The sequence below is a fragment of the Pelomonas parva genome (assembly GCF_043555835.1).
Lineage (GTDB): Bacteria > Pseudomonadota > Gammaproteobacteria > Burkholderiales > Burkholderiaceae_C > Pelomonas > Pelomonas parva.
On sequence record NZ_JBIGHV010000005.1, the window covers coordinates 220,854 to 241,696 of the forward strand.

At 71.0% G+C, this 20,843-nt stretch carries 12 protein-coding genes; 6 read left to right on the top strand and 6 right to left on the bottom strand.

All coding sequences use genetic code 11. The annotated features are described in order from the left end of the window. From ACG00Y_RS14830 to ACG00Y_RS14840, 3 genes are read right to left on the bottom strand one after another with little or no spacing between them, the layout of a single operon-like run. Window positions 1-1,077, bottom strand: a complete 1,077-nt coding sequence (locus ACG00Y_RS14830) for an HD-GYP domain-containing protein (protein WP_394480073.1) — start codon at window positions 1,075-1,077, stop codon at window positions 1-3. Then, entirely contained in the window at window positions 1,074-3,098 is a 2,025-nt protein-coding gene (locus ACG00Y_RS14835) for a hybrid sensor histidine kinase/response regulator (RefSeq protein ID WP_394480076.1), read from the bottom strand. Before ACG00Y_RS14835 ends, ACG00Y_RS14830 begins: the two co-directional genes overlap by 4 nt. Continuing rightward, window positions 3,095-5,422, bottom strand: coding sequence for a hybrid sensor histidine kinase/response regulator (locus tag ACG00Y_RS14840; RefSeq protein ID WP_394480078.1), 2,328 nt, complete (start codon window positions 5,420-5,422; stop codon window positions 3,095-3,097). Before ACG00Y_RS14840 ends, ACG00Y_RS14835 begins: the two co-directional genes overlap by 4 nt. 389 nt (window positions 5,423-5,811) lie before the next feature. Here ACG00Y_RS14840 and ACG00Y_RS14845 point away from each other — a divergent pair, with 389 nt between their 5' ends. From ACG00Y_RS14845 to feoB, 4 genes are all read left to right on the top strand, one after another. Further along, window positions 5,812-6,978, top strand: coding sequence for a response regulator (locus ACG00Y_RS14845; protein WP_394480080.1), 1,167 nt, complete (start codon window positions 5,812-5,814; stop codon window positions 6,976-6,978). Further along, window positions 6,975-10,739, top strand: a complete 3,765-nt coding sequence (locus tag ACG00Y_RS14850) for a hybrid sensor histidine kinase/response regulator (protein ID WP_394480083.1) — start codon at window positions 6,975-6,977, stop codon at window positions 10,737-10,739. The genes ACG00Y_RS14845 and ACG00Y_RS14850 overlap by 4 nt, the downstream gene beginning before the upstream one ends. Before the next feature lie 74 nt (window positions 10,740-10,813). Further along, window positions 10,814-11,074 carry a FeoA family protein gene (locus ACG00Y_RS14855; RefSeq protein ID WP_394480085.1) on the top strand — a complete coding sequence of 87 codons (261 nt, stop codon included), beginning with the start codon at window positions 10,814-10,816 and terminating at the stop codon, window positions 11,072-11,074. After that, complete coding sequence (gene feoB, locus ACG00Y_RS14860; protein WP_394480087.1) at window positions 11,067-12,932, top strand: ferrous iron transporter B; 1,866 nt, start codon at window positions 11,067-11,069, stop codon at window positions 12,930-12,932. Before ACG00Y_RS14855 ends, feoB begins: the two co-directional genes overlap by 8 nt. Here the strand turns inward: feoB and ACG00Y_RS14865 are convergent. The 3 genes from ACG00Y_RS14865 to ACG00Y_RS14875 are packed head-to-tail and all read right to left on the bottom strand — an operon-like array spanning window position 12,917 to window position 15,723. After that, a complete protein-coding gene (locus tag ACG00Y_RS14865) occupies window positions 12,917-13,858 on the bottom strand; it encodes a peptidylprolyl isomerase (protein ID WP_394480089.1) in 942 nt (313 codons plus the stop codon). The genes feoB and ACG00Y_RS14865 overlap by 16 nt on opposite strands. Before the next feature lie 30 nt (window positions 13,859-13,888). Then, entirely contained in the window at window positions 13,889-14,779 is an 891-nt protein-coding gene (locus ACG00Y_RS14870; protein WP_394480091.1) for a hypothetical protein, read from the bottom strand. Next, window positions 14,758-15,723 (bottom strand): glycoside hydrolase family 43 protein, encoded by a 966-nt coding sequence (locus tag ACG00Y_RS14875; RefSeq protein ID WP_394480093.1) that lies wholly within the window; start codon window positions 15,721-15,723, stop codon window positions 14,758-14,760. Before ACG00Y_RS14875 ends, ACG00Y_RS14870 begins: the two co-directional genes overlap by 22 nt. A 210-nt stretch (window positions 15,724-15,933) precedes the next feature. Between ACG00Y_RS14875 and dnaE the strand changes: the two genes are divergently transcribed. Both dnaE and ACG00Y_RS14885 read left to right on the top strand, forming a co-directional pair. Next, window positions 15,934-19,491, top strand: a complete 3,558-nt coding sequence (gene dnaE / locus ACG00Y_RS14880; RefSeq protein WP_394480095.1) for a DNA polymerase III subunit alpha — start codon at window positions 15,934-15,936, stop codon at window positions 19,489-19,491. A 28-nt stretch (window positions 19,492-19,519) separates the two neighbouring features. Next, entirely contained in the window at window positions 19,520-20,806 is a 1,287-nt protein-coding gene (locus ACG00Y_RS14885) for a patatin-like phospholipase family protein (protein ID WP_394480097.1), read from the top strand. The last annotated feature ends 37 nt before the right edge of the window (window positions 20,807-20,843 follow it).

Genomic DNA, 20,843 nt, shown 5'->3' on the forward strand with positions numbered 1-20,843 from the left:
TCAATCGGCCCACCTCGACGCAATCTGCCGGACCTCGTCGACGCAGGCCTCCAGCGCCGCCACCACGCCCGGGTCGAAATGGCTGCCGCTGCCGTTGCGGATGAATGCCAGCGCCTCGTCGTGCGTCATGGACTGCTTGTAGGGCCGCACGCTGATCAACGCGTCGTAGACATCGGCCACCGCCATCAGCCGCGCCGACAGCGGGATGGCCTCGCCGGCCAGGCCGTCCGGGTAGCCGCTGCCGTCCCACTTCTCGTGGTGGTGACGGGCGATCTGCTTGCCGAAGGTCAGCATCAGGCCCGCGTCCTCGCCCAGCTTGTCGATGGCGCGTTGCAGCAGGTCGGCGCCATGCTCTGCGTGCGTCTTCATGACCCGCCATTCGTCGGCCGACAGCTTGCCGGGCTTGAGCAGGATGCCGTCGGGGATGGCCACCTTGCCGATGTCGTGCAGCGGCGCGGCCTTGGCCAGCTCGTCGATGGCGAACTCGGTCAGGTCGGCAGGGCCGCCGGGCTGGGCGGCCAGCCAGGTGGCCAGCGTGCGCACGTACTCCTGCGTGCGCTGGATGTGGTTGCCGGTGTCGGCGTCACGGAACTCGGCCAGGCTCACCATGACGAACAGCGTCGTGTCGCGCAGCCGCTCCACCTCGCGGCGGCGCGCGTCCAGCTCGCCGCTGAGCTGGGCGTTGTGGCGCAGCAACTGGTCCTCGGCGAGCTTGAGCTGCAGGTGGGTGCGCACGCGCGCCGTCACGGTGGCCGGGTTGAAGGGCTTGTGGATGAAGTCGGCGCCGCCGGCCTCGAAGCCGCTGCTCTCGTCCTCGGTGCGCGTCAGCGCGGTCAGGAAGATGATGGGCACGCGCCGCGTCGCCGGGTCGGCCTTCAGAATGCGGCAGACCTCGTAGCCGTCCATCTCCGGCATCATCACGTCGAGCACGATGAGGTCGGGCGGCTGGCGGCGGCAGATCTCCAGCGCCTTGGCGCCGCTGACGGCGAGTTGCACGCGGTAGTCCGGCTTCAACACCTGGGCCAGCAGCGTCAGGTTGGCCGGCGTGTCGTCGACGACGAGGACCGTTGGCATCATGGCTTGTGCTCCCCGCGCAGTGCGGCCTGGGCGGCGTCGAAATCGAAGCGCTGCATCGCGCTGGCCAGCGCCTTGGCCTGGGGTGCTGGCAGCATGCCGATGAAGGTGGAGCCGTGCTTGTCCCACAGTGTCAGCGCCGTGCTGTCGGCCTCGCCCAGCAGCGTGTCCAGCTCGCCGATCAGCGTGGCCGGGTCGGTGACGGTGGCCACGGCATCGCTCGTCACCGCAGCAGGCACGACCGGCGGCGGCAGGCCCGCCAGCGGGCGCTCCAGGTCGAGCAGGCGGCGCAGCGTGTGCGGCAGCAGCGGCTTGGCGCACAGCGCCTGGGCGCCCTGGCGCAGCGCGCGGCCCCGCAGCACCGGCGTGTCGAAGGCGCTGAGCAGCACGATGCGCCGCACGCAGGGCGGGCCGGCCTCGGCCAGGCGCTGCAGCAGCTCGCCGCCTTCCATGTCGGGCAGCACCCAGTCGACCAGCATCAGGTCGTGCGGCTGGCTGGGCGGCGTGCGCGCCAGGCGGCCCAGTGCCTGGCTGCCCTGGCTGAGCAGCTCCAGGCGTGCCGTCGGTGCCAGCGCCTTCACGAGAGCCACGAGCGCCTCGTGGCCGGCGCTGTGCGCGGCCTGCACGATGAGGATGCTGCGCAGCGGGGCCAGGCGTGGCAGTGGCAGCTCGGGGCTGGGTGGCAGCGGCAGCAGCAGCTCGAACTCGCTGCCCCGGGCCGGCGTGCTGCGCGCGGTCAGCGTGCCGCCCATGCGGTCGGCCAGCGCGCGGCAGATGGCCAGGCCCAGGCCCGTGCCGCCGAAGCGCCGGCTGGCGCCGGCCTCCGCCTGTGCAAAGGGCGTGAAGAGGCGGTCCATCTGCTCGGCCGACATCCCCACGCCGCTGTCGCGCACCTGCAGCCGCCAGGCGCCGCCAGCGTCCAGCGCGGCCGTCAGCTTGATCTGCCCGGCCGGCGTGAACTTGATGGCGTTGACCAACAACTCGGTGACCAGCTGCGTCAGCCGCGCCATATCGCCACGGCGAGCGCCGGCCGAGCCCAGCAGTTCGGTCGACTTGATCTCGCACAGCAGCTCCAGCTGCCGCGCCTGCGCCGCTGGCCGCACGGCCTCGACGGCGCTGCCGATGACGGTCTCCAGCCGCAGCGGCTCGGCGGCCAGCTGCATGCGGCCAGCGTCGAGGTCAGCGTAGTCGAGCAGGCCGTCGATCAGCTTGATGAGCGACTCGCCCGCCTGCGCCACCTCCTCCAGCTGGGCGCGCTGCTCGGCGGCCATGCGGCCGGCGAGCAGCAGGCGCGTCTGGCCCAGCACGGTGTTCATCGGCGTGCGGATCTCGTGGCCGATGTTGGCGAGGAAGTCGGACTTGGCGCGCGAGGCCGCCTCGGCCGCGGCGCGCGAGCGCTCCAGCTCAGCCGTGCGGGCCTTGACGAGGTCGTCCGTCGTGGTCAGGCCCGCGCCTGCCGGGGCGAGCTGGATCAGCCGCGACAACTGGCAGGACAGGCCCCACAGCGCCAGGCAGAACATCGTCTGGCACAGCGCCAGGTTGGCCAGCAGCGGCCAGGCCTCGACCAGCCAGGCCGGCGGCTGGCCGGCGAAGCGCAGCAGCGTCGGCGGCGCCAGCATCAGCGCCAGCAGCGCCAGCGAGATCAGCAGCGCCTGGCCGGCCCGCCAGGTCGCGAACAGCAGCAGGCAGCCGCCCAGCGTCCACGGCGCCAGGCTGGCCAGCGTGTAGAGACTGGGCCCGGGGTCGGGCCGCAGCGTGAAGGCCAGCATGCTGCAGCAGAAGTACAGCGCCAGCAGCGTGACGCCGCCGCGCTGCCATTGGCTCAGCTGCAGAGGCCGCGAGTGGGTCAGCCAGGCCAGCAGCGCGAAGGCGAACGCCAGCAGCGGGTAGGCGATGCGGTCGTTCGGATCGATGACACCCAGCCGGGTTTCGCTGGCCCAGGCCGCCAGCGCCGACGCGACGATGAGGCAGAACAGCCAGCGCGTGCCGACGGGGCCAACGACGACCAGCGTCGGCCGTGTCATGGCGTGCCGCTTTGCAGCGCGAGCAGCGCCGCGTCGAAGTCCAGCGCCGCCAGCGCCGTCTCCACCTGGCCCCGTGTCGCGTCGTCCAGGCCGCTGCCGGCGCCGTGGGCCTGCCACCAGTCCAGTGCGCCACTGTCGCTCTGGGCCAGCAACTGGTGCAGGTCGGCGAGGTCGCCGGGTGCAGGTGCCACAGGGGCGGCGGCGACGACGGGCGCGTCCAGCGCCTGCTGCACTTCGACCAGCACCTGGCGCAGCGCGGCTTCGACGCGGCCCAGCTGCTCGCCGGCGGCGCCCGCGTCGGCCCCGGCGGCACTGCGTTCCAGCGCCAGCGCCGCGCGGTGCAGGCCCTGGGCGCCCAGCGTGGCGGCCAGCCCCTGCAGCGTGTGCGCGGCGCGGCGCAGCTCGGCCCATTCGCCACCGGCCAGCCAGTCGGCCCAGCCGGCGAGTCCGCCGGCGTACTGCGCGGCAAAGCCCTGCAGCGTGCGCCGGTACAGCGCGGTCTGGCCGTCGAACTGGCGGATACCCAGGCTCATGTCGAGCACAGGTGCGGGCGGCGGCGCCGGTGCGGGCCGGTAGGGCTGCAGCTCGCGCACCAGGCGGGCCACGTCCAGCGGCTTGGCGATGTGGCCCTGCATGCCGGCGGCCAGGCACTGGGCGCGCTCCTCGGCCAGCGCATGGGCCGTCATGGCCAGCACCGGCAGCGTCGCGAAGCCGGGCAGCGCGCGTAAGCGCCGCGTCGCAGTCAGGCCGTCGAGCACCGGCATCTGCAAGTCCATCAGCACCAGGTGGTAGGCCTCGGGGCCGCCGGCTAGCAGCTTGTCCAGACCCTCCTGGCCATTGCCCGCCAGCGCCACTTGGGCGCCGCGGCTGCCCAGCAGGCGCAGCGCGATCTCCTGGTTGACGGGATGGTCCTCCACGAGCAGCACGCGCAGCCCAGCCAGGGACTGGCGATCGACGAAGGCCGAGCGCTCGCCGGCCCCGCTGCCGTGGCTGCCCAGCAGGCGGCGCAGCTCGCCGGGCAGCAGCGGCTTGGCGCACAGCGCCCGGGCGCCGAAGGCCCGCGCCTGCGCGCTGCCGTCGTCCAGCCCCGGCGGGCTCAGCACGGCCACGCGCAGCGCCGGGTGGTCGCGGCGCAGCCGGGCCAGCAGCTCGGCGCCGGTCGGGCCGGGGCCCGGCAGGTGCCAGTCCAGCAGCAGCCAGTCGAAGCCGGGCCCGGCGTGGCGGGCCTGGTCCAGCGCCGCGAGCATGGCCTCGGCATGGCCGGCCACGACCAGGCCGCCGGCCAGCCCGAGATGACCCAGCAAGGCCTGCGTCGCCGCGCGGCTGTCGGCATGCGGCTCGGCCAGCAGCACGCGGCGCGGCGGCAGCGCGGCGGGTGCGTGCGCGCTGCGGTCCAGCCTCAGCGTCAGCTGGATGTCGAAGCGGCTGCCCTGGCCGGGCTCGCTGCGCACGGTCAGGCGGCCGCCCATCAGCTCGACGAGGCGGTGTGCGATGGCCAGGCCCAGGCCGGTGCCGCCATGGCGCCGCGGCATGGCAGTCTCGCCGGGGTTGATCTGGCGGAACAGGCCGGCGGCCTGTTCGGCCGACATGCCGATGCCGCTGTCCTGCACGCTGATGAGCAGGGGCACGCCGTCCGGTGCCTCGGGCGGGCGCATCGCCAGGCGCAGCACGACCTGACCCTCCGGCGTGAACTTGAGGGCGTTGGACAGCAGGTTGACGAGCACCTGCTGCAGGCGCAGCGCGTCGCCATGCAGCTGGCCCTGCGCACCCAGCAGGGCGGTGTCGGCCCAGTCGCAGATCAGCGTGACGGCCGGGTTGGGGTGCAGCGGCCGCACCAGCTCGACGGCCTGGGCGACAACATCCTCCAGCCGCAGCGGTCGGGCCTCGATCTGCATGTGGCCGGCTTCGATCTTGGACACGTCCAGCACGTCGTTGATGAGGCTCAGCAGCGTGCGCGAGGCGGCGTCGGCCTTCAGCAGCAGGTCGCGCTGTTCGGCGCTGAGCGGCGTCTGCAGCGCCAGCTGGTTCATGCCCATGATGGCGTTCATGGGCGTGCGGATCTCGTGGCTGATCTGCGCGAGGAAGCGGGTCTTGGCCTCGGTGGCAGCCCGGGCGGCGGCGATGTGGGCGAGGGCATCGCCGTGGCGGCGGCGCAGTGCGGCCACGCACAGCGGCGGCAGCGGCAGCAGCAGCACCGTCAGCGCGAGCGCGGCATCGACGGCTCCGCCCGCGCTGCCGCGCAGGCTGAGGAGCAAGGCCAGCAGCGCGATGAGCGCCGCCATGGCAAGCCAGAGAAGACCGAGCGTGAGCGTGCGCTGGGGCATGAAGCGGGTTCGTTGAGCCGGCGGATTATGTGTGGCTGGAATGAAGCTGCCCCTCGCACAGTCTCGCGCCGCTGGACGCGGGCGCGCCTGGTCGGTCTTGCAGACCGCGCAGCCGACAGAGCGGCTGCTTTTCGGCAGGCACGACAAGTCAACAGGACTTGCCGTGTCCGGCCTCAGCCCCCGAGGGGACGGCGATGCTTTCGGCATTGAGCCGCAAGCACATCGCCTGACGGGCCGGCTTGGGCGCGGCCCGGCGCTCGGCCCAACTGAAAAGTCGGCCAGCCGCGAAAGACTCCACGGCTGCCGGCCGCTGCGCCGGCGCCACGCTGGGGAAAACCACCGTCCCGGCGCGCCGAGACAGCATGATCGCGCGGTTATCCTGAGCCGCCATGCCGCTGATCCTTGTCGTCGACGACCAACCGAGCAACATCCACGCGCTCTACCAGCTTCTGGTGGACGACTGCGAGGTGTCGATGGCCACCAGCGGCGCCGAGGCGCTGGCCTTCTGCGCTCAACAACTGCCCGACCTCATCCTGCTCGATGTGCTGATGCCCGAGATGAGCGGCTACGAGGTCTGCGACCGCCTCAAGGCCGACCCGCGCACCCGCGCCATCCCCGTCATCTTCGTCACCGTGCAGGGCAGCGCCGCCGACGAGGCCGAGGGCTTTGCCCACGGCGCGGTCGACTACATCCCCAAGCCATTCGTCGACGTCGTCGTCAAGGCCCGCGTGCGCACGCAGCTGGCGCTGAAGCTGGCGTCGGAGAGCTTCGCGCGTTCGCAGATCGAGCTGTTCCAGCGCGACAAGCTGGCGTCGGTGGGCCGCACCATCGCGGGCATCGCCCAGGAGCTGTCTTCGCCGCTGGGCAATGCGCTGATCTCGGCTTGCACGCTGCAGGACGACCTGGCCCATCTTCGCGGCCTCAGCAACGCCGGCAGCATCAAGCGCAGCGACCTCGACAAGCATCTGCGCGTCAGCGAGGAGAGCGTCAGCCTGGTGCTGTCCAACCTGCAGCGCACGCTGTCCATCGTCGACTCGTTCATGCAGTCCACGGCCGACAACTTCGGCGACCAGCGGCGCAGCTTCTCGCTGCTGGAGCTGGTGCACGAGGTCGTCGCCAGCCTGGCGACCATGCTGGAGGCCCACCAGGTGCGCTGCGAGCTGGATGCCGCCGACGACCTGCATCTGCTGAGCTTTCGCGGTGCGCTGGCCAAGGTGTTGTCGACGCTGATCCAGAACGCAGTCAAGCATGCCTACCGCGAGGCCGGTGGCGAGGTCCACATCCGCGTTCGGCCCCAGGGCACGGACCAGCTCACCATCACGGTGCAAGACCATGGCGTGGGCATCGCGCCGGCACTGCTGGGGCGGGTGTTCGACCCCTTCTTCTCGACCCGCTTCGCGCCCAACCGCAGCGAGCCCGGCCTGTACATCGTGCGCAACCTCGTCACGTTCGCGCTGGGCGGGCAGATGCAAGTCGAATCGACGCCGGGCGTCGGCACCACCGTGAGGTTGTCGCTGCCGATGATCTCGCCCGAAGCGCGCCGAGCCGCAGCGTGACGGGGCCGACGGTCGCCGAGTCCTCGCGCCGGGCCTGGCGCATCGGGCCGGCGCTGCTGCTGGGCTTCGTGCTGCTGGCGGTGTTGCCGTTGGGCGCGATGGGCTTCTGGCAGCTCGCCAGCTTTGAGCGCAGCCTGCGTGCCACGGTCACCGACCATCTGGTGGCGATCGCGGGCAAGAAGGTCGCCGAGATCAACGAATACCTCAACGAGGTGCGGGTCGACGCCCAGCTCGCCGCGCAGGCGGCCGACACGCGCTACCTGCTGGGCCAGGGCCTCGATGCCGGCGCGACGCAGGTGCCGGCCGCCAGTCGGGCCTTCTTCAAGCGGCTCTACGACACCGGCAAGTACGAGAACCTGCTGCTGGCGCAGCCGGACGGCCGCATCAGCTTCGCGTGGAAGCCGCCGGCCGGCGTCAGCCCGGCGATGGCCCGGCTGGACGCGGGCGCCTTCGCGGGCAGCGAGTTGCTCGATGCGCATCGCCGCGCCATCCTTGGGCTCGAAGCCCAGCTCACGCCGGTCGTGCGCCTGCATGACGAGGGCGGGCGCACGCTCTTCCTCGTGCATGCCGTCGTCGATGGCGAGCGCACCCTGGGCAGCATCGTGCTGCAGTTCGACCTGAACCGCCTGCTGGCCGTCGCCAGCAACCGCGACGGCCTGGCGCAGAGCGGCGAGACCGTCCTGGTGCAGCGTGTCGGCAGCCAGGCCTTCTTCGTCAACGACAGGCTGCTGCGCATGTCGCCCGAGCAGGCGGCCCGACCGCTGGACGCGCAGACCGCGGCCACCCTGCCGGCGCTACGCGGCCTGCGCGGCGAGAGCGGCAGCGGGCTGGCGCGCAACTATGCGGGCGCGGCAGTGCTGTCGTCATGGCGGCATCTGCCGGCGCTGGACTGGGGCATGGCTGTCAACCTCGACGCCGACGAGGCCTTCGCGCCGGTCCAGGCGCTGCGCAACCGGCTGCTGGCGACGCTGGGCCTGGCGCTGCTGCTGGCCCTGGGCCTGGCGCTGCTGGCCGGGCGGCGCCTCGTCGAGCCCGTGCAGCTGCTGAATCGTGCGGTGGCGCGCATCGCGGGCGGCAGCCTCGGCGAGCGCGCGCCGGTCTGCGGCTTCGCCGAGTTCCGCGAGCTGGCGCGCAATTTCAATCACATGGCCGAGCAGTTGGTGGTGGAGAAGCAGCTGCTGGAGGCTCGCGTGGAGCAGCGCACCCGGGCGCTGAACGACAGCGAACAGCGTTTCCGCGGCGTCTTCGAGCGCGCCCAGGTGGGCATTGCGCTGTGCGATGCCCAGGGCGTCCTGCTGGAGGTCAACCAGGCGCTGACGGCCATGCTGTGCCGCACCGGCGAGGAGTTGCGCGGCGCCCGGCTGGCCGAGCTGCCCGACTTCCGCGTCGGCCGCGCGCCCGGCACCGAGCTGGCGCGGCTGGCGGCGGGGCGGCTGGAGCATGTGCGCTTCGAGCGCGGCTTTGCGCTGCCGGGCGGCGGCGAGCTGTTCGTCGACGGCAGCGCCAGCGCCATCCGCGACCGCCGTGGCCGGATCGTCAATGTCGTGCAGATGCTCATCGACGTGACCGAGCGCCACCGGGCCGAGGTCGACCTGGTGCGCGCCCGCGTCGCCGCCGAGGCCGCGAGCCAGGCCAAGAGCGACTTCCTCGCCAACATGAGCCACGAGATCCGCACGCCGATGAGCGGCGCCCTCGGCATGCTCAACCTGCTGCTGCGCACGGAGCTGACGCCGCGCCAGCACGATTACGCCTCCAAGGCCCGCACGGCGGCGCAGGCGCTGCTGGCCGTCATCAACGACGTGCTGGACTTCTCCAAGGTCGAGGCCGGCAAGATGGAGCTGGACGCGCACCGCTTCGCGCTCAGCGACTTCATGCGCGAGCTGGCCACCATCCTGTCGGCCAACGTCGGGATGAAGGACGTGGAGGTGCTGTTCCGTGTCGACCCGCGGCTGCCGGCCGCGCTGGTGGGCGACTCGACGCGGCTGCGCCAGGTGCTGCTGAACCTGGCCGGCAATGCGCTGAAGTTCACCGATCGCGGCGAGGTGGTGTTGGCGCTGACCCGTCTGGACGGCGACAGCGACCCGCCGCGCATCCGCTTCGAAGTCAGCGACACCGGCATCGGCATCCCGGCGGACAAGCTGGAGCACATCTTCGGCGGCTTCAGCCAGGCCGAGCAGAGCACGTCGCGGCGCTACGGCGGCACGGGCCTTGGGCTGGCCATCAGCCGCCGGCTGGTGGCGCTGATGGGCGGCGAGCTGGCCGTGGACAGCCGGGTGGGCGAGGGCAGCCGCTTCCACTTCGAGATCGCGCTGGCCGAGGCGCCGGCCGCGCTGCCCAAGGGCCAGCCCGCGCAGCGGGGCCTGAAGGTGCTCATCGTCGACGACAACCCCATGGCCCGCGAGGTGCTGATGGGCATGGGCGAGGGCCTGGGATGGGACTGCGACCTGGCCGCCAGCGGCGAGCAGGCGCTAGCCCTCGTCCACCTGGCCGCCGAGCGCGGCGAGCCGCATTACGAACTCATCCTGATGGACTGGCGCATGCCCGGCCTGGACGGCTGGGAGACGTCGCGGCGCATCCGCGACAGCCACGAGTCCGACGCGCCGGTCATCATCATGGTCACCGCCCATGGCCGCGACCTGCTGGCCGAGCGCAGCGAGCACGAGATGGCCAGCCTGGGCGGCTACCTCGTCAAGCCGGTGACGGCCTCGATGCTGCAGGATGCCGTCGCCGAGGCCATGCATGGCGGCCCGCGCACCCGGCGCGCCGAGGGTGGGCAGCGGCGCCTGACCGGCATGCGCCTGCTGGTGGTGGAGGACAACGGCTTCAACCAGCAGGTGGCGCAGGAGCTGCTGCAGGACGAGGGTGCCGTCGTCACGCTGGCCGGCGGCGGCGTCGAGGGCGCCCACGTGGCCGTCGTTGCGGAGCCGCCCTTCCATGCCGTGCTGATGGACTTGCAGATGCCCGACATCGACGGCTTCGAGGCGACGCAGCGCATCCTGAAAAAGCGCCCGGACAGCCTCGTCATCGCCATGACGGCCAACGCGATGGACGCCGACCGCCAGGCCTGCCTGGCCGCCGGCATGTGCGACCACGTCGCCAAGCCGGTCGACCTGGAGCAGCTCGTCGCTTGCCTGCGCCGCCACGTGGGTCATGTCGATGGTGCTGCGGCGCCCGCCGCTGCGGTTACCCCGGCACCGCTGCTGGACCGTGCCGGTGCGCTGCGCCGGCTGGGCGGCCGCCAGGCGCTGTACGAGCGCCTCGTCACGTCGTTCGCCCAGGATGTGCCGGCCGAGATAGAGGCGCTGCGCCGCCATGTGCGGCAGGCCAGCGTGCCGGACGCCGTGCGCGTGCTGCATACGTTGCGCGGCCTGGCCGGGGCCGTTGGCGCCGAGGCGCTGGCGGCGCTCGCCGGCGCGCAGGAGCAGGCGGTGCGCACCGAGGCCGATGTGCGTGCCGCCGATGCCGACGCCTTGCAGCGCCTGCTGGCCGACAGCCTCGCCGCGCTGGTGCCGCCCGCCGCGCCGGCCCCGGTGGTGGCGGCGCCGGCGGACCCGCAGGAGGCGCTGGAGGCGCTGCGCCAGCTGCGCCAGTTGCTGGTGGAGCGCAACATGCGCTCGGTCGCCGCCTGCGAGCAACTGGCCGGCCAGGCGGGCGCGCTGGGCCCCGACTTCGCGACACTGTCCGGCGCCATCGCGCGGCTGGACTTCGCCAAGGCGCTGAAGGCTTGCGACCTGCTGCTGCAGAGCCTGAACCCGCGCTGAAACGGTTGACGGGCCGGCCTCGCGCCGACACATACAATGAGAATCATTCTCATCAAAGATCCGACCCGCCCGCCATGTCCGAGCCGTTGCCTTCCAGCCTCGCCGCCGCCCCCGCCGGGCAGGCGCTGACCGTCCAGCAGGTCAGCGCGCCCGCGCATTCGCCGGAGTGGGCGTCCTGGCTGTCCGACCTGGGCTTCATGCCTGGCGAGCCGGTGCGCGTGCTGCGCCGGGGCGCCGACCGCACGGGCAACCTGGTCGTGCGCGTCGGGCAGTCGACGTTCGCGCTGCGCCATGCCGAGGCCGAATGCATCGCCGTGACGCCGCGTCATGGTTGAGTCCGTCGTCCACTTTCACCCCGGCGGCAAGCTGGTCGCCCTCGTCGGCAACCCCAACTGCGGCAAGACGGCCCTGTTCAACGGCCTGACCGGCAGCCACCAGAAGGTGGCCAACTACGCCGGCGTCACCGTCGAGCGCAAGGAGGGGCGCCTCATTTCAGCCGCCGGCAAGACGCTGCGTCTGCTGGACCTGCCCGGCACCTACAGCCTGCATCCGCGCTCGCCGGACGAGCGCGTCACCTGCGACGTGCTGGCCGGCCGCGCCAAGGGCGAGAAGCGACCGGACCTGGTCGTCTGCGTGCTGGACGCCACCAACCTGCGCCGCAACCTGCGCCTGCTGCTAGCCGTGCGCCGGCTGGGCCTGCCGGTGGTCGTGGCGCTGAACATGGCCGACCTGGCCGCCAAGCGTGGCATCCACGTGGACCCGGCGAAGTTGGGCGCTGCCCTTGGCGTGCCGGTGGTGCGCACGGTGGCCATCCACAAGGAAGGCCTGGACGAGCTGAGCGCCGTGCTGGACCGGCCCGAGGCCTGGCAGGCCGTGCCCGCCAGCGCCGAGCCGGGCGTGGACGACCAGGCCGCCATCAACGTGCTGCTGGGCGGCCTGGGCCTGGCCAACGAGCTGCCCGAGCTGCCCAGCGACCGCGCTGACCGCGTGCTGCTGCACCCGGTGGCCGGCTCGTTGATCCTGGCCGTGCTGCTGTTCTTCCTGTTCCAGGCCGTGTTCGCCTGGGCCGAGGCGCCGATGGGCTGGATCGAGTCGGCCACTGCGTGGGTGGGCGAGCAGGTGGGGGGCTGGCTGCCCGAGGGCCTGTTGCGCAGCTTCCTCGTCGACGGCGTCGTTGCCGGCCTGGGCGGCGTGGTGGTGTTCCTGCCGCAGATCCTGATCCTGTTCTTCTTCATCCTCGTGCTGGAGGAGTCGGGCTACCTGCCGCGCGCGGCGCTGCTGCTGGACCGGCTGATGGGCAGCGTGGGCCTGTCGGGCCGCAGCTTCATCCCGCTGCTGTCCAGCTTCGCCTGCGCCATCCCCGGCATCATGGCCGCACGCTCCATCGCCAATCCGCGCGACCGGCTGGTCACCATCATGATTGCGCCGCTGATGACTTGCTCGGCGCGGCTGCCGGTCTATGCGCTGCTGATCGCGGCCTTCGTGCCCAACCGCGAGGTTGGTGGTTTCGAGCTGCAAGGCCTGGTGCTGTTCGGCCTGTACCTGGCCGGCATCGTCGGCGCGCTGGTGGTGGCCTGGGTCATCAAGCGCCTGGGCAGCGCCGGCCGCGATGTGCGGCCGCTGATGATGGAGCTCCCGGCCTACCACTGGCCGTATCCGCGCAGCGTCGCGATCGGTCTGTGGCAGCGCGCTGTCATCTTTCTCAGGCGAGTGGGCGGCATCATCCTTGTGATGACCATCGCGCTGTGGCTGCTGTCCAGCTTCCCCGGGCCGCCGGCTGGCGCCACGGGCGCGCCCATCGAGTACAGCATCGCCGGAGCCCTGGGCCGCGGCCTGGCCGTCATCTTCGAGCCGCTGGGCTTCAACTGGCAGATCAGCCTGTCGCTGGTGCCGGGCCTGGCGGCGCGCGAGGTGATGGTCAGTGCGCTGGGCACGGTCTATGCACTGTCGGCCACCGGCGACGACACCGCCGGCGCGCTGGCGCCGCTGATCGCGCAGACCTGGAGCTTCGCGACCGCGTTGTCGCTGCTGGCCTGGTTCGTGTTTGCGCCGCAATGCCTGGCCACTCTGGCCACCATCAAGCGCGAGACAGGCAGCGTGAAGATGGCGCTGGCAGCGGCGGGCTACCTGTTTGCGCTGGCCTACCTGGCGTCGTTCATCACCTACCGCGTGGCGCTCTACTTGGGCGCTTGAGGCGTCGGCCGGGTGGGGACGGCCGCGCTGCAGACGTCGATGTAGCCCGGGCTGTGTACGAACCAGCCGCTGCGAAAGCGGCGTGCGTCGAGCAGCTGCGTCCAGGTGCGGGACTCCGTCTTCAGCACCTGCAGCGCGGGCCGCTCGTCCGCTGGCACCTCGGCCAGCAGGCGCACACGCTGGATGCCGGTGCGCTGCTCCGGCTTGTCGTAGAAGCCCATGGCCGCCGTGCCACGGGGCAGGGCGGACAGCAGCTCCATGCCCTTGAGCACGCGGCCGATGAGGGTGATGTTCAGGTCCAGCCCGCGCGGCGCCTGGCCGATGACCGCGTACAGCTCCGCACCGTTGCTCGAATCGATCGCGTCGCCCCGGCCGGCGCCGACCATGCCGTAGCAATGCGCCAGCCAGGCCTTGCCGGTCTTGGGATCGGCTGCGACCGGGAAGCCCTGGGCGAAGCCGGTGCGCGGCGCCCAGCCCTCCTTGTCCGGCAGCCGCGCAAAGCCGGCCTTCTTGCCGACGCGCTCCAGCGGCACTGAGAACTCGGCCGGCAGCTTCGCGCTCGCGCCGGCGGGCAGGGCGCGGGCCTTGGCGGTGTCGTCGCCGTCGGGGTCGCCCCATTGGGTGACGAAGTTGTCCTGCACGCGCAGGATGGCCAGGCCGTCCCAGTAGCCGCCCCGGGCCAGCGCGCGGATGTTGGCGGCATGGGCGGGCGCAAAGCGCGGGGCCAGCTCGATGACGACTTGCCCCGACGCCAGCTCCATCAGCAGCGTGTTCTCGGGGTCCAGCGCGCGCCAGTGGCTGGCGGGTGAGGCGGCCAGGATCTGCTGGGCCGTCTTCTTGGGCGCCGATGGCTTGGCGGGTTTCGGTGCGGCCAGGGCGGTGGAGAGCAGGCCGGCGGTGGCCAGCGCGAGGGCGATGTGTTTCATGGGCGCGCAGCTTAGCGGCGCCCGCGATCTTCAGGGCGGCGGCAGGAAGCGGCTGCCATCGCGTGCGCGCAGCGCCTGGGCCAGCCGCGCCGCCAGCGCCTGTGCGGCAGGCGCCTCCCGTTCGGCGCGCGAGCCATGGCAGCCGTCGCCGCGCAGGCAAGTCAACCAGACGTCCGGGTCACGCTCGTCGCAGGCCAGGCCGAACTGGCAGGGCAGCAGGCGCAGCGCGGCCTGGGCGGTGGCGCGGCCGTCCTCGTCATCGAAGCGCTGGCCGTCGAAGTACAGCACCGCTTCGCCGCCGATGCGGCGCAGCAACAGGCGCTCGCCGAGTTCATCCAGCAGCAGCGCGTCGGGCCGCGCGAAGACAGCCTGCAGCAGCGCGGCGTCGTCGAGGTCGGACTGCTGCACGGCCAGCAGCGGGTCGCCGCCGGGCTCGTCGGCGGCCACGTTGACGAAGGCCAGCCACTCGGCGCTGGCGAACTGGCTGCAGCCCGCCGCGAGCGCCGACTGGCGCGCCACGGCGCGCTGGTGGCGGGCGTCGTTGCGGTCGGGCTGGCTGATGGTCTGAAGGGCGGCCAGGTCGGCACAGCGCCGTGCCAGCGCTCGGGCATAGAGGCGCCCGCCCAGGTCGCGCTGCGCAAGCGCGGCCAGCAGGCTGGCGCGCAGCTCGGTCTCGGGTGCTTCGAGCAGGCCGGGCAGGCCGATGACGGCTGTCTCGGTTGGCGCGGGCGATGCCGCCGGCAGCACGGTCACAGCCGGCGGTGGCGCGGCGTCCGCGAGGGCAGGCGCCAGCGTGGCGACCGCTGCCCGGGGCGGCGCCTCTGCATCGACTGAGGTCGGGCTCAACCACGCCCAGGCCAGCAGCGCGACCCCCAGCACCAGGGCCGCCGGCGGCGCGATCACCAGACCGCTTGCGGCCATCCGTCCGAGCCCCAGGTCACATTGCCGATGAACAGCACCGGCGCGCCGTTGTTGTTCGCGTCGTAGGCATGCCAGGCCATCACCGAGCCGTCGGCCAGCAGCGACTGCCCGCCCGGGCCCTTGAAGCGCGAGCCGCTGGACGCGATAACGGTGCCGCCGCCGGACATCATCGATTTGCCGGCCTTGTCCGTGTACGGCCCGGTGATCGAGGTCGAGCGGCCGACGGTGATGTAGTAGGTGCTGCTCGCGCCCTTGCAGCAGGCGCCCTTGGAGGCGAACAGGTAGTACCAGCTGCCGCGGCGCACGACCATGCCGTTCTCGATGCCGTTGGCCGTGTCGCGGGCGATGTTGACGAGGCCGCCGGTGGGCGGCTTCAGGTTCACCTTGCTGACCCGCGTGATGTAGATGCCGTTCCAGAACGAGCCGAACACCAGGTAGGGGTCGCCGTTGGCGGCCAGCGTGAAGGCCGGGTCGATGGCGTTGTAGCCGTCGCCGGCCTTGGAGGTCAGGATGGCGCCCTGGTCCACCCACTGGCCCGCCGCGATGCCGCCGGCCGAGGTCGTCAGGCCGATGGCCGACTTCTGCGAGCCGAAGCTGGAGATGGCGTAGTAGCAATAGCCCCGGCCGCCGTACTCACCGCAGCCGGGCGCCCAGACCATGGCGGTCTTGTTGCTCGGCAGGTAGTTCCTCCACCAGGCCAGGCCGCCGCTGAAGATGGGGCCGCCCTGGGTCCAGCTCGTGCCGTTGCTGGAGTACTTGACGCCGATCCCGCCGTTGTCGGTGGTCTCGAACAGCCACCAGGTCGAGCTGGTCTTGTAGAGGTGGGGATCGTGGGTGCCGATGGCGCCGGTCAGCGTCCAGGGGGCGGCGTGGCTGGCGGCCAGGCCGGCCGCGAGGGCGCAGCCGGCGGCCAAGCGCATCAGGCGCTTCAGGGTCAGGAACATGGGTTGTCTCCGGTGTCGTTGGCGGCCGCCTCGTCGTGCAGCCTGCAGAAATTAAACATGACTATTTCCGCGCCGTAACCTCGCGGTAACGCCGATTCAGGAGTTGATATCACTTAAAAGTAATACTTAAACTTTTATGCCGGAAGCGTTTACAGCGCGGTGGCGTTGGCGGGCGGGGTGGGTGCCGGGGCGGCTTCCTACAATGCCGCGATGCCCGAGACCGCCGTCCAAGATTCGCCAGACCTTCCCTTCGTCCACCTGCGCATGCACACCGAGTATTCGGTCGTCGACGGCACGCTGCGCACCGATGACGCCGCCGATGCGGCGGCTGCGGACGGCCAGGTGGCGGCGGCCATCACCGACCTGGCCAACCTCTTCGGCGGCATCAAGTTCTACAGCGCGATGCGCAAGAAGGGCGTGCAGCCCATCCTGGGCGCCGACTGCTGGCTGGAGACCGAGGCCACCGACAAGCCGCCCACGCGGCTGCTGCTGCTGGTGCAGGACAAGCAGGGCTATCTCAACCTCAGTGAGCTGCTGTCGCGCGCCTGGATTCAGAACGTGCAGCGCAACCAGGCCTGCCTGAAGTGGGAGTGGTTGGTGGAGCTGGGCGAGGGCTTGATCTGCCTGTCCGGCGCGCAGCATGGCGGCGTGGGCCAGGCGCTGATGCAGGGCGACAAGGCGCGGGCGCGGGACTGGGGGCAGCGCCTGTCGGCCGTGTTCCCGAACCGCTTCTACATCGAGCTGCAACGCGCCGGCCTGCCCGGCCAGGAGGCGCTCGTTCAGGCCAGCGTGCCGCTCGCGGCCGAGCTGGGGCTGCCGGTGGTGGCGACCCACCCGATCCAGTTCCTCGGCGAGGACGACTTCGAGGCCCACGAGGCGCGTGTTTGCGTGGCTGAGGGCGAGACGCTGGCCAACCCCAAGCGCATCAAGCGCTTCCTGCCCAGCCAGTACTTCAAGACGCAGGCGCAGATGCGCGCGCTGTTCAAGGACATCCCGAGCGCCATCCAGAACACCGTCGAGATCGCGCGCCGCTGCTCGCTGAGCCTGGTGCTGGGCAAGCCACAGCTGCCCAACTTCCCGACGCCGCTGCTGGATGACGGCACGCCCATGCCGATGGAGCAGTATTTCCGCGAGCTGAGCCATGAGGGGCTGGTCGGACGGCTGGTGCACCTCTTCCCGAACGAGGCCGAGCGCGAGAAGGAGCGGCCGCGCTACGTCGAGCGGCTGGACTTCGAGCTGAACACCATCATCAAGATGGGCTTCCCGGGCTACTTCCTGATCGTGTCGGACTTCATCCGCTGGGCCAAGGAGAACGGCTGCCCGGTCGGCCCGGGCCGGGGCTCGGGCGCGGGCTCGCTGGTGGCCTACGCGCTGCTCATCACGGACCTGGACCCGCTGAAGTACAACCTGCTGTTCGAGCGCTTCCTGAACCCCGAGCGGGTCTCGATGCCCGACTTCGACATCGACTTCTGCCAGGGCAACCGCGACCGGGTCATCGACTACGTCAAGGACAAGTACGGCCGCCCGGCGGTCAGCCAGATCGCGACGTTCGGCACCATGGCCGCCAAGGCCGCGCTGCGCGACATCGGCCGCGTGCTGGGCATGGGCTTCGGCCATGTGGACAGCATCGCCAAGCTCATCCCCGCGCCGCCGGGCAAGACGGTGACGCTGGCCAAGCTGCCGCCGAACTTCGACCCCGACAAGGCCAAGATGATCTACGCGCGCCACGAGGCGCCGGAGCTGGAGGAGCGCGAGAGAAGCGACGAGGAAGTGGCCGAGCTGCTCAAGCTCGCGGCCAAGGTGGAAGGCATGGTGCGCAACATCGGCATGCATGCCGGCGGCGTGCTGATCGCGCCGGGCAAGATCACCGACTTCTGCCCGCAGTACCAGCAGCCCGGTTCCACCAGCGCGGTCAGCCAGTTCGACAAGGACGACGTGGAGGCCATCGGCCTGGTGAAGTTCGACTTCCTGGGCCTGGCGACGCTGACCATCCTGGAGCTGGCCAAGGACTTCATCGTCGCCCGCTACCCGGACCGCAAGGGCTTCGACTGGGCCAATGTGCCGCTGGTCGACAAGAAGGTGTTCGACCTGTTCGGCAAGGGCCTGTCGGAGAGCGTGTTCCAGTTTGAATCGCCCGGCATGCAGCGTCTGCTGAAGGATGCCAAGCCGTCGCGCTTCGAGGACTTGATCGCGCTGGTGTCGCTGTACCGGCCGGGGCCCATGGACCTGATCCCGTCCTTCGTCGCGCGCAAGCACGGCAAGGAGACCATCGAGTACCCGCACCCGCTGCTGGGCCAGGTGTTGGAGGAGACCTATGGCGTCTTCGTCTACCAGGAGCAGGTCATGCAGGCGGCCCAGGTGCTGGGCGGCTACAGCCTCGGCGGCGCCGACATGCTGCGCCGCGCGATGGGCAAGAAGAAGGCCGATGAAATGGCCGCCCATCGCGCGATGTTCCGCAAGGGCGCTGCGGAAAAGGGCATCAACGAGGAGAAGGCCGACGAGGTCTTCGACCTGATGGAGAAGTTCGCGGGCTACGGCTTCAACAAGTCGCACGCCGCCGCCTACGCCTTGCTGTCGTATCACACGGCCTGGCTGAAGACGCACTACACGGCCGAGTTCTACGCCGCGAACATGACCATCGAAATGGACGACACCGACAAGCTCAAGGTGTTGCTCAACGATGCCAAGATCTTCGGCATCGAGTTCCAGTCGCCCTGCGTGAACAAAGGCGTGTACCGCTTCGAGCCGATCACCAATCGGCTGGTGAACTACGGCCTGGGCGCCGTCAAGGGTACGGGCCGTGGAGCCATCGAGGCCATCGTCGCGGCGCGCGAAGCCGGCGGGCCGTTCCTGAGCTTCTACGACTTCTGCCTGCGCGTGGATCGCAAGTCGGTCAACAAGCGCGCTGTGGAGGCGCTCATCAAGGCCGGCGCCTTCGACAGCCTCAACCCCGAGCGTCACAAGCTGCTGGCCAGCGTCGGTCGCGGCTACACGCATGCCGAGACGCAGGAGGCCAATGCAGACCAGGGCGGACTGTTCGACTTCGGCGACTCCCACGCAGCCTCGCATGTCGAGCCCGACCTCGTCGACGCGGCCGTATGGAGCATCAAGGAGCGGCTGTCGCTGGAGAAGACGGCGATCGGCTTCTATCTGTCGGGCCACCTGTTCGACCACGGCGGGGCCGAGGTACGGCGCATCGTCAAGCGCCAGATTGCCGACCTGCAGGACAGCCGCGAGCCCACGCTGGTGGCCGGCATCGTCAGCGACATGCGCGTCATCAACGGCCAGCGCGGCCGCGTCGCCATCTTCAAGATCGATGACAAGAGCGACGCCATCGAGGCTGTCGCCAACGAGGAGCTGCTGAATGCCAACAAGGACTTGCTCGCCGAGGACGAGCTGATCATTGCCCAGGGCAAGGTGCAGAACGACCGCTTCTCCGGCGGCCTGCGCATGAACGTGCAGGCCGTGTGGGGCCTGGCCGCCGCGCGTGCCAAGTTCGGCCGTCACCTGCTGCTGGCCAACGCAGGTTCGGCGGGCTTGATCAAGGAACTGGTCGAGCGCTTTCCGCCGCGCGATGTCGAGATGGAGGAGGGCGGCACGCGCAAGCTCGGCCTGCCGGTGCGCGTGTCGGTCAAGGCCGAGCCCGAGGGCGACAAGGTCGGCGCACGCTGGCTGGTAGAGCTGGGCGAGGCCAGCCGCTTCTGGCCCGCCGACGAGGCGATGGCCAAACTGGGCGCCGCGGCTGAGGTCATTTACGAGGTGGGATGAGGCCCGCCATCGGCGATGATTTCGCCCGATGCTGCAAGCCGTGCCCAGACCCCTCGCGGGGCTCATCCGCTCGCAGCCGGTCACGGGCCTGATCCTGACCGGCGGCGGCGCGCGTGCGGCCTACCAGGTGGGCGTGCTGGCGGCCATCGCGCAGTTGCGCCGCGATGCCGGCGTGACGGCCAATCCGTTTCCCATCATCAGCGGCACGTCGGCCGGCGGCATCAACGCGTCGGCGCTGGCCTGCCATGCCGATGACTTCGACGCCGCCGTCGACGGCCTGCTGCATCTCTGGCAGGGCCTGCATGTCGAGAGCATCTATCGCGCCGATGCCTTCGAGGCGGTGAAGAGCGGCGCGCGCTGGCTGAGCATGATCAGCCTGGGCTGGGCCCTCGCCCGCTGGACGCGCAGCCGCCCGCGCAGCCTGCTCGACAACACACCGCTGCGCACGCTGCTGGGCCGCTACCTGGACATGGATCGCATCGAGGCCATGCTGGACGGCGGCCACCTGCGCGCGCTGGCGCTGACCGGCTCCAGCTACAGCTCGGGCCAGCACGTCACCTTCTTCCAGACACGCCACCACATCGTGCCCTGGCTGCGCGAACAGCGCATGGCCGTGCAGACCCAGCTGTCGCTGGGTCATCTCATGGCCTCGGCGGCGATTCCTTTCATCTTCCCGGCCGAATCGCTGGAGCTGGAAGGCATTGCCGAATGGTTCGGCGACGGCTCCATGCGCCAGAGCGCGCCGATCTCGCCGGCCGTGCACCTGGGCGCCGAGCGCGTGCTCGTCATCGGCGCCGGCCGCATGAAGGAGCCCGAGGGCCGCCGTGTCGACACGGGCGAGGCGCATCCCAGCATGGCGCAGATCGCCGGCCATGCGCTGTCGAACATTTTCCTGGACGCGCTGGCCGTGGACGTGGAGCGGCTGCGCCGCATCAACCGCACGCTGGCCTTGCTGCCGCGCGAGGCGCGTGCCGCGACAGCGCTGCGCTCCATCGAGCTGCTCGTCATTGCGCCCAGCCGCCGCCTGGACGACCTGGCCGGCGAGCACCAGGCCAGCCTGCCCAAGTCCGTGCGCGCGATGCTGCGGGCCTTCGGCGTCAGCGGCAAGGGCAAGACGACCAGCGGCTCAGCGCTGGTGAGCTATCTGCTGTTCGAACCCAGCTTCATCGGCGAGCTGATCAACCTGGGCATGAGCGACACGCTGGCCAAGCGGGCCGAGGTGCAGCGCTTCTTCGGCTGGCCGGCGCGCGCGCCGCAGATCGACCCGGCGGTGCTGCGGCGTACACGCTCGGCCGGTTTTGCGGCGGGGGTCTGAATGGTATTCAAAGGCAACCACAGAGGCACTGAGACAC

Coding starts and splice junctions, on each gene's coding strand:
- ACG00Y_RS14835 (WP_394480076.1), bottom strand. CDS start 3,098: ATGACACGGCCGACGCTGGTCGTCGTTGGCCCCGTCGGCACGCGCTGG.
- ACG00Y_RS14840 (WP_394480078.1), bottom strand. CDS start 5,422: ATGCCCCAGCGCACGCTCACGCTCGGTCTTCTCTGGCTTGCCATGGCG.
- ACG00Y_RS14870 (WP_394480091.1), bottom strand. CDS start 14,779: ATGGCCGCAAGCGGTCTGGTGATCGCGCCGCCGGCGGCCCTGGTGCTG.
- feoB (WP_394480087.1), top strand. CDS start 11,067: ATGGTTGAGTCCGTCGTCCACTTTCACCCCGGCGGCAAGCTGGTCGCC.
- ACG00Y_RS14855 (WP_394480085.1), top strand. CDS start 10,814: ATGTCCGAGCCGTTGCCTTCCAGCCTCGCCGCCGCCCCCGCCGGGCAG.
- ACG00Y_RS14845 (WP_394480080.1), top strand. CDS start 5,812: ATGCCGCTGATCCTTGTCGTCGACGACCAACCGAGCAACATCCACGCG.
- ACG00Y_RS14875 (WP_394480093.1), bottom strand. CDS start 15,723: ATGTTCCTGACCCTGAAGCGCCTGATGCGCTTGGCCGCCGGCTGCGCC.
- ACG00Y_RS14865 (WP_394480089.1), bottom strand. CDS start 13,858: ATGAAACACATCGCCCTCGCGCTGGCCACCGCCGGCCTGCTCTCCACC.
- ACG00Y_RS14830 (WP_394480073.1), bottom strand. CDS start 1,077: ATGATGCCAACGGTCCTCGTCGTCGACGACACGCCGGCCAACCTGACG.
- ACG00Y_RS14885 (WP_394480097.1), top strand. CDS start 19,520: ATGCTGCAAGCCGTGCCCAGACCCCTCGCGGGGCTCATCCGCTCGCAG.
- dnaE (WP_394480095.1), top strand. CDS start 15,934: ATGCCCGAGACCGCCGTCCAAGATTCGCCAGACCTTCCCTTCGTCCAC.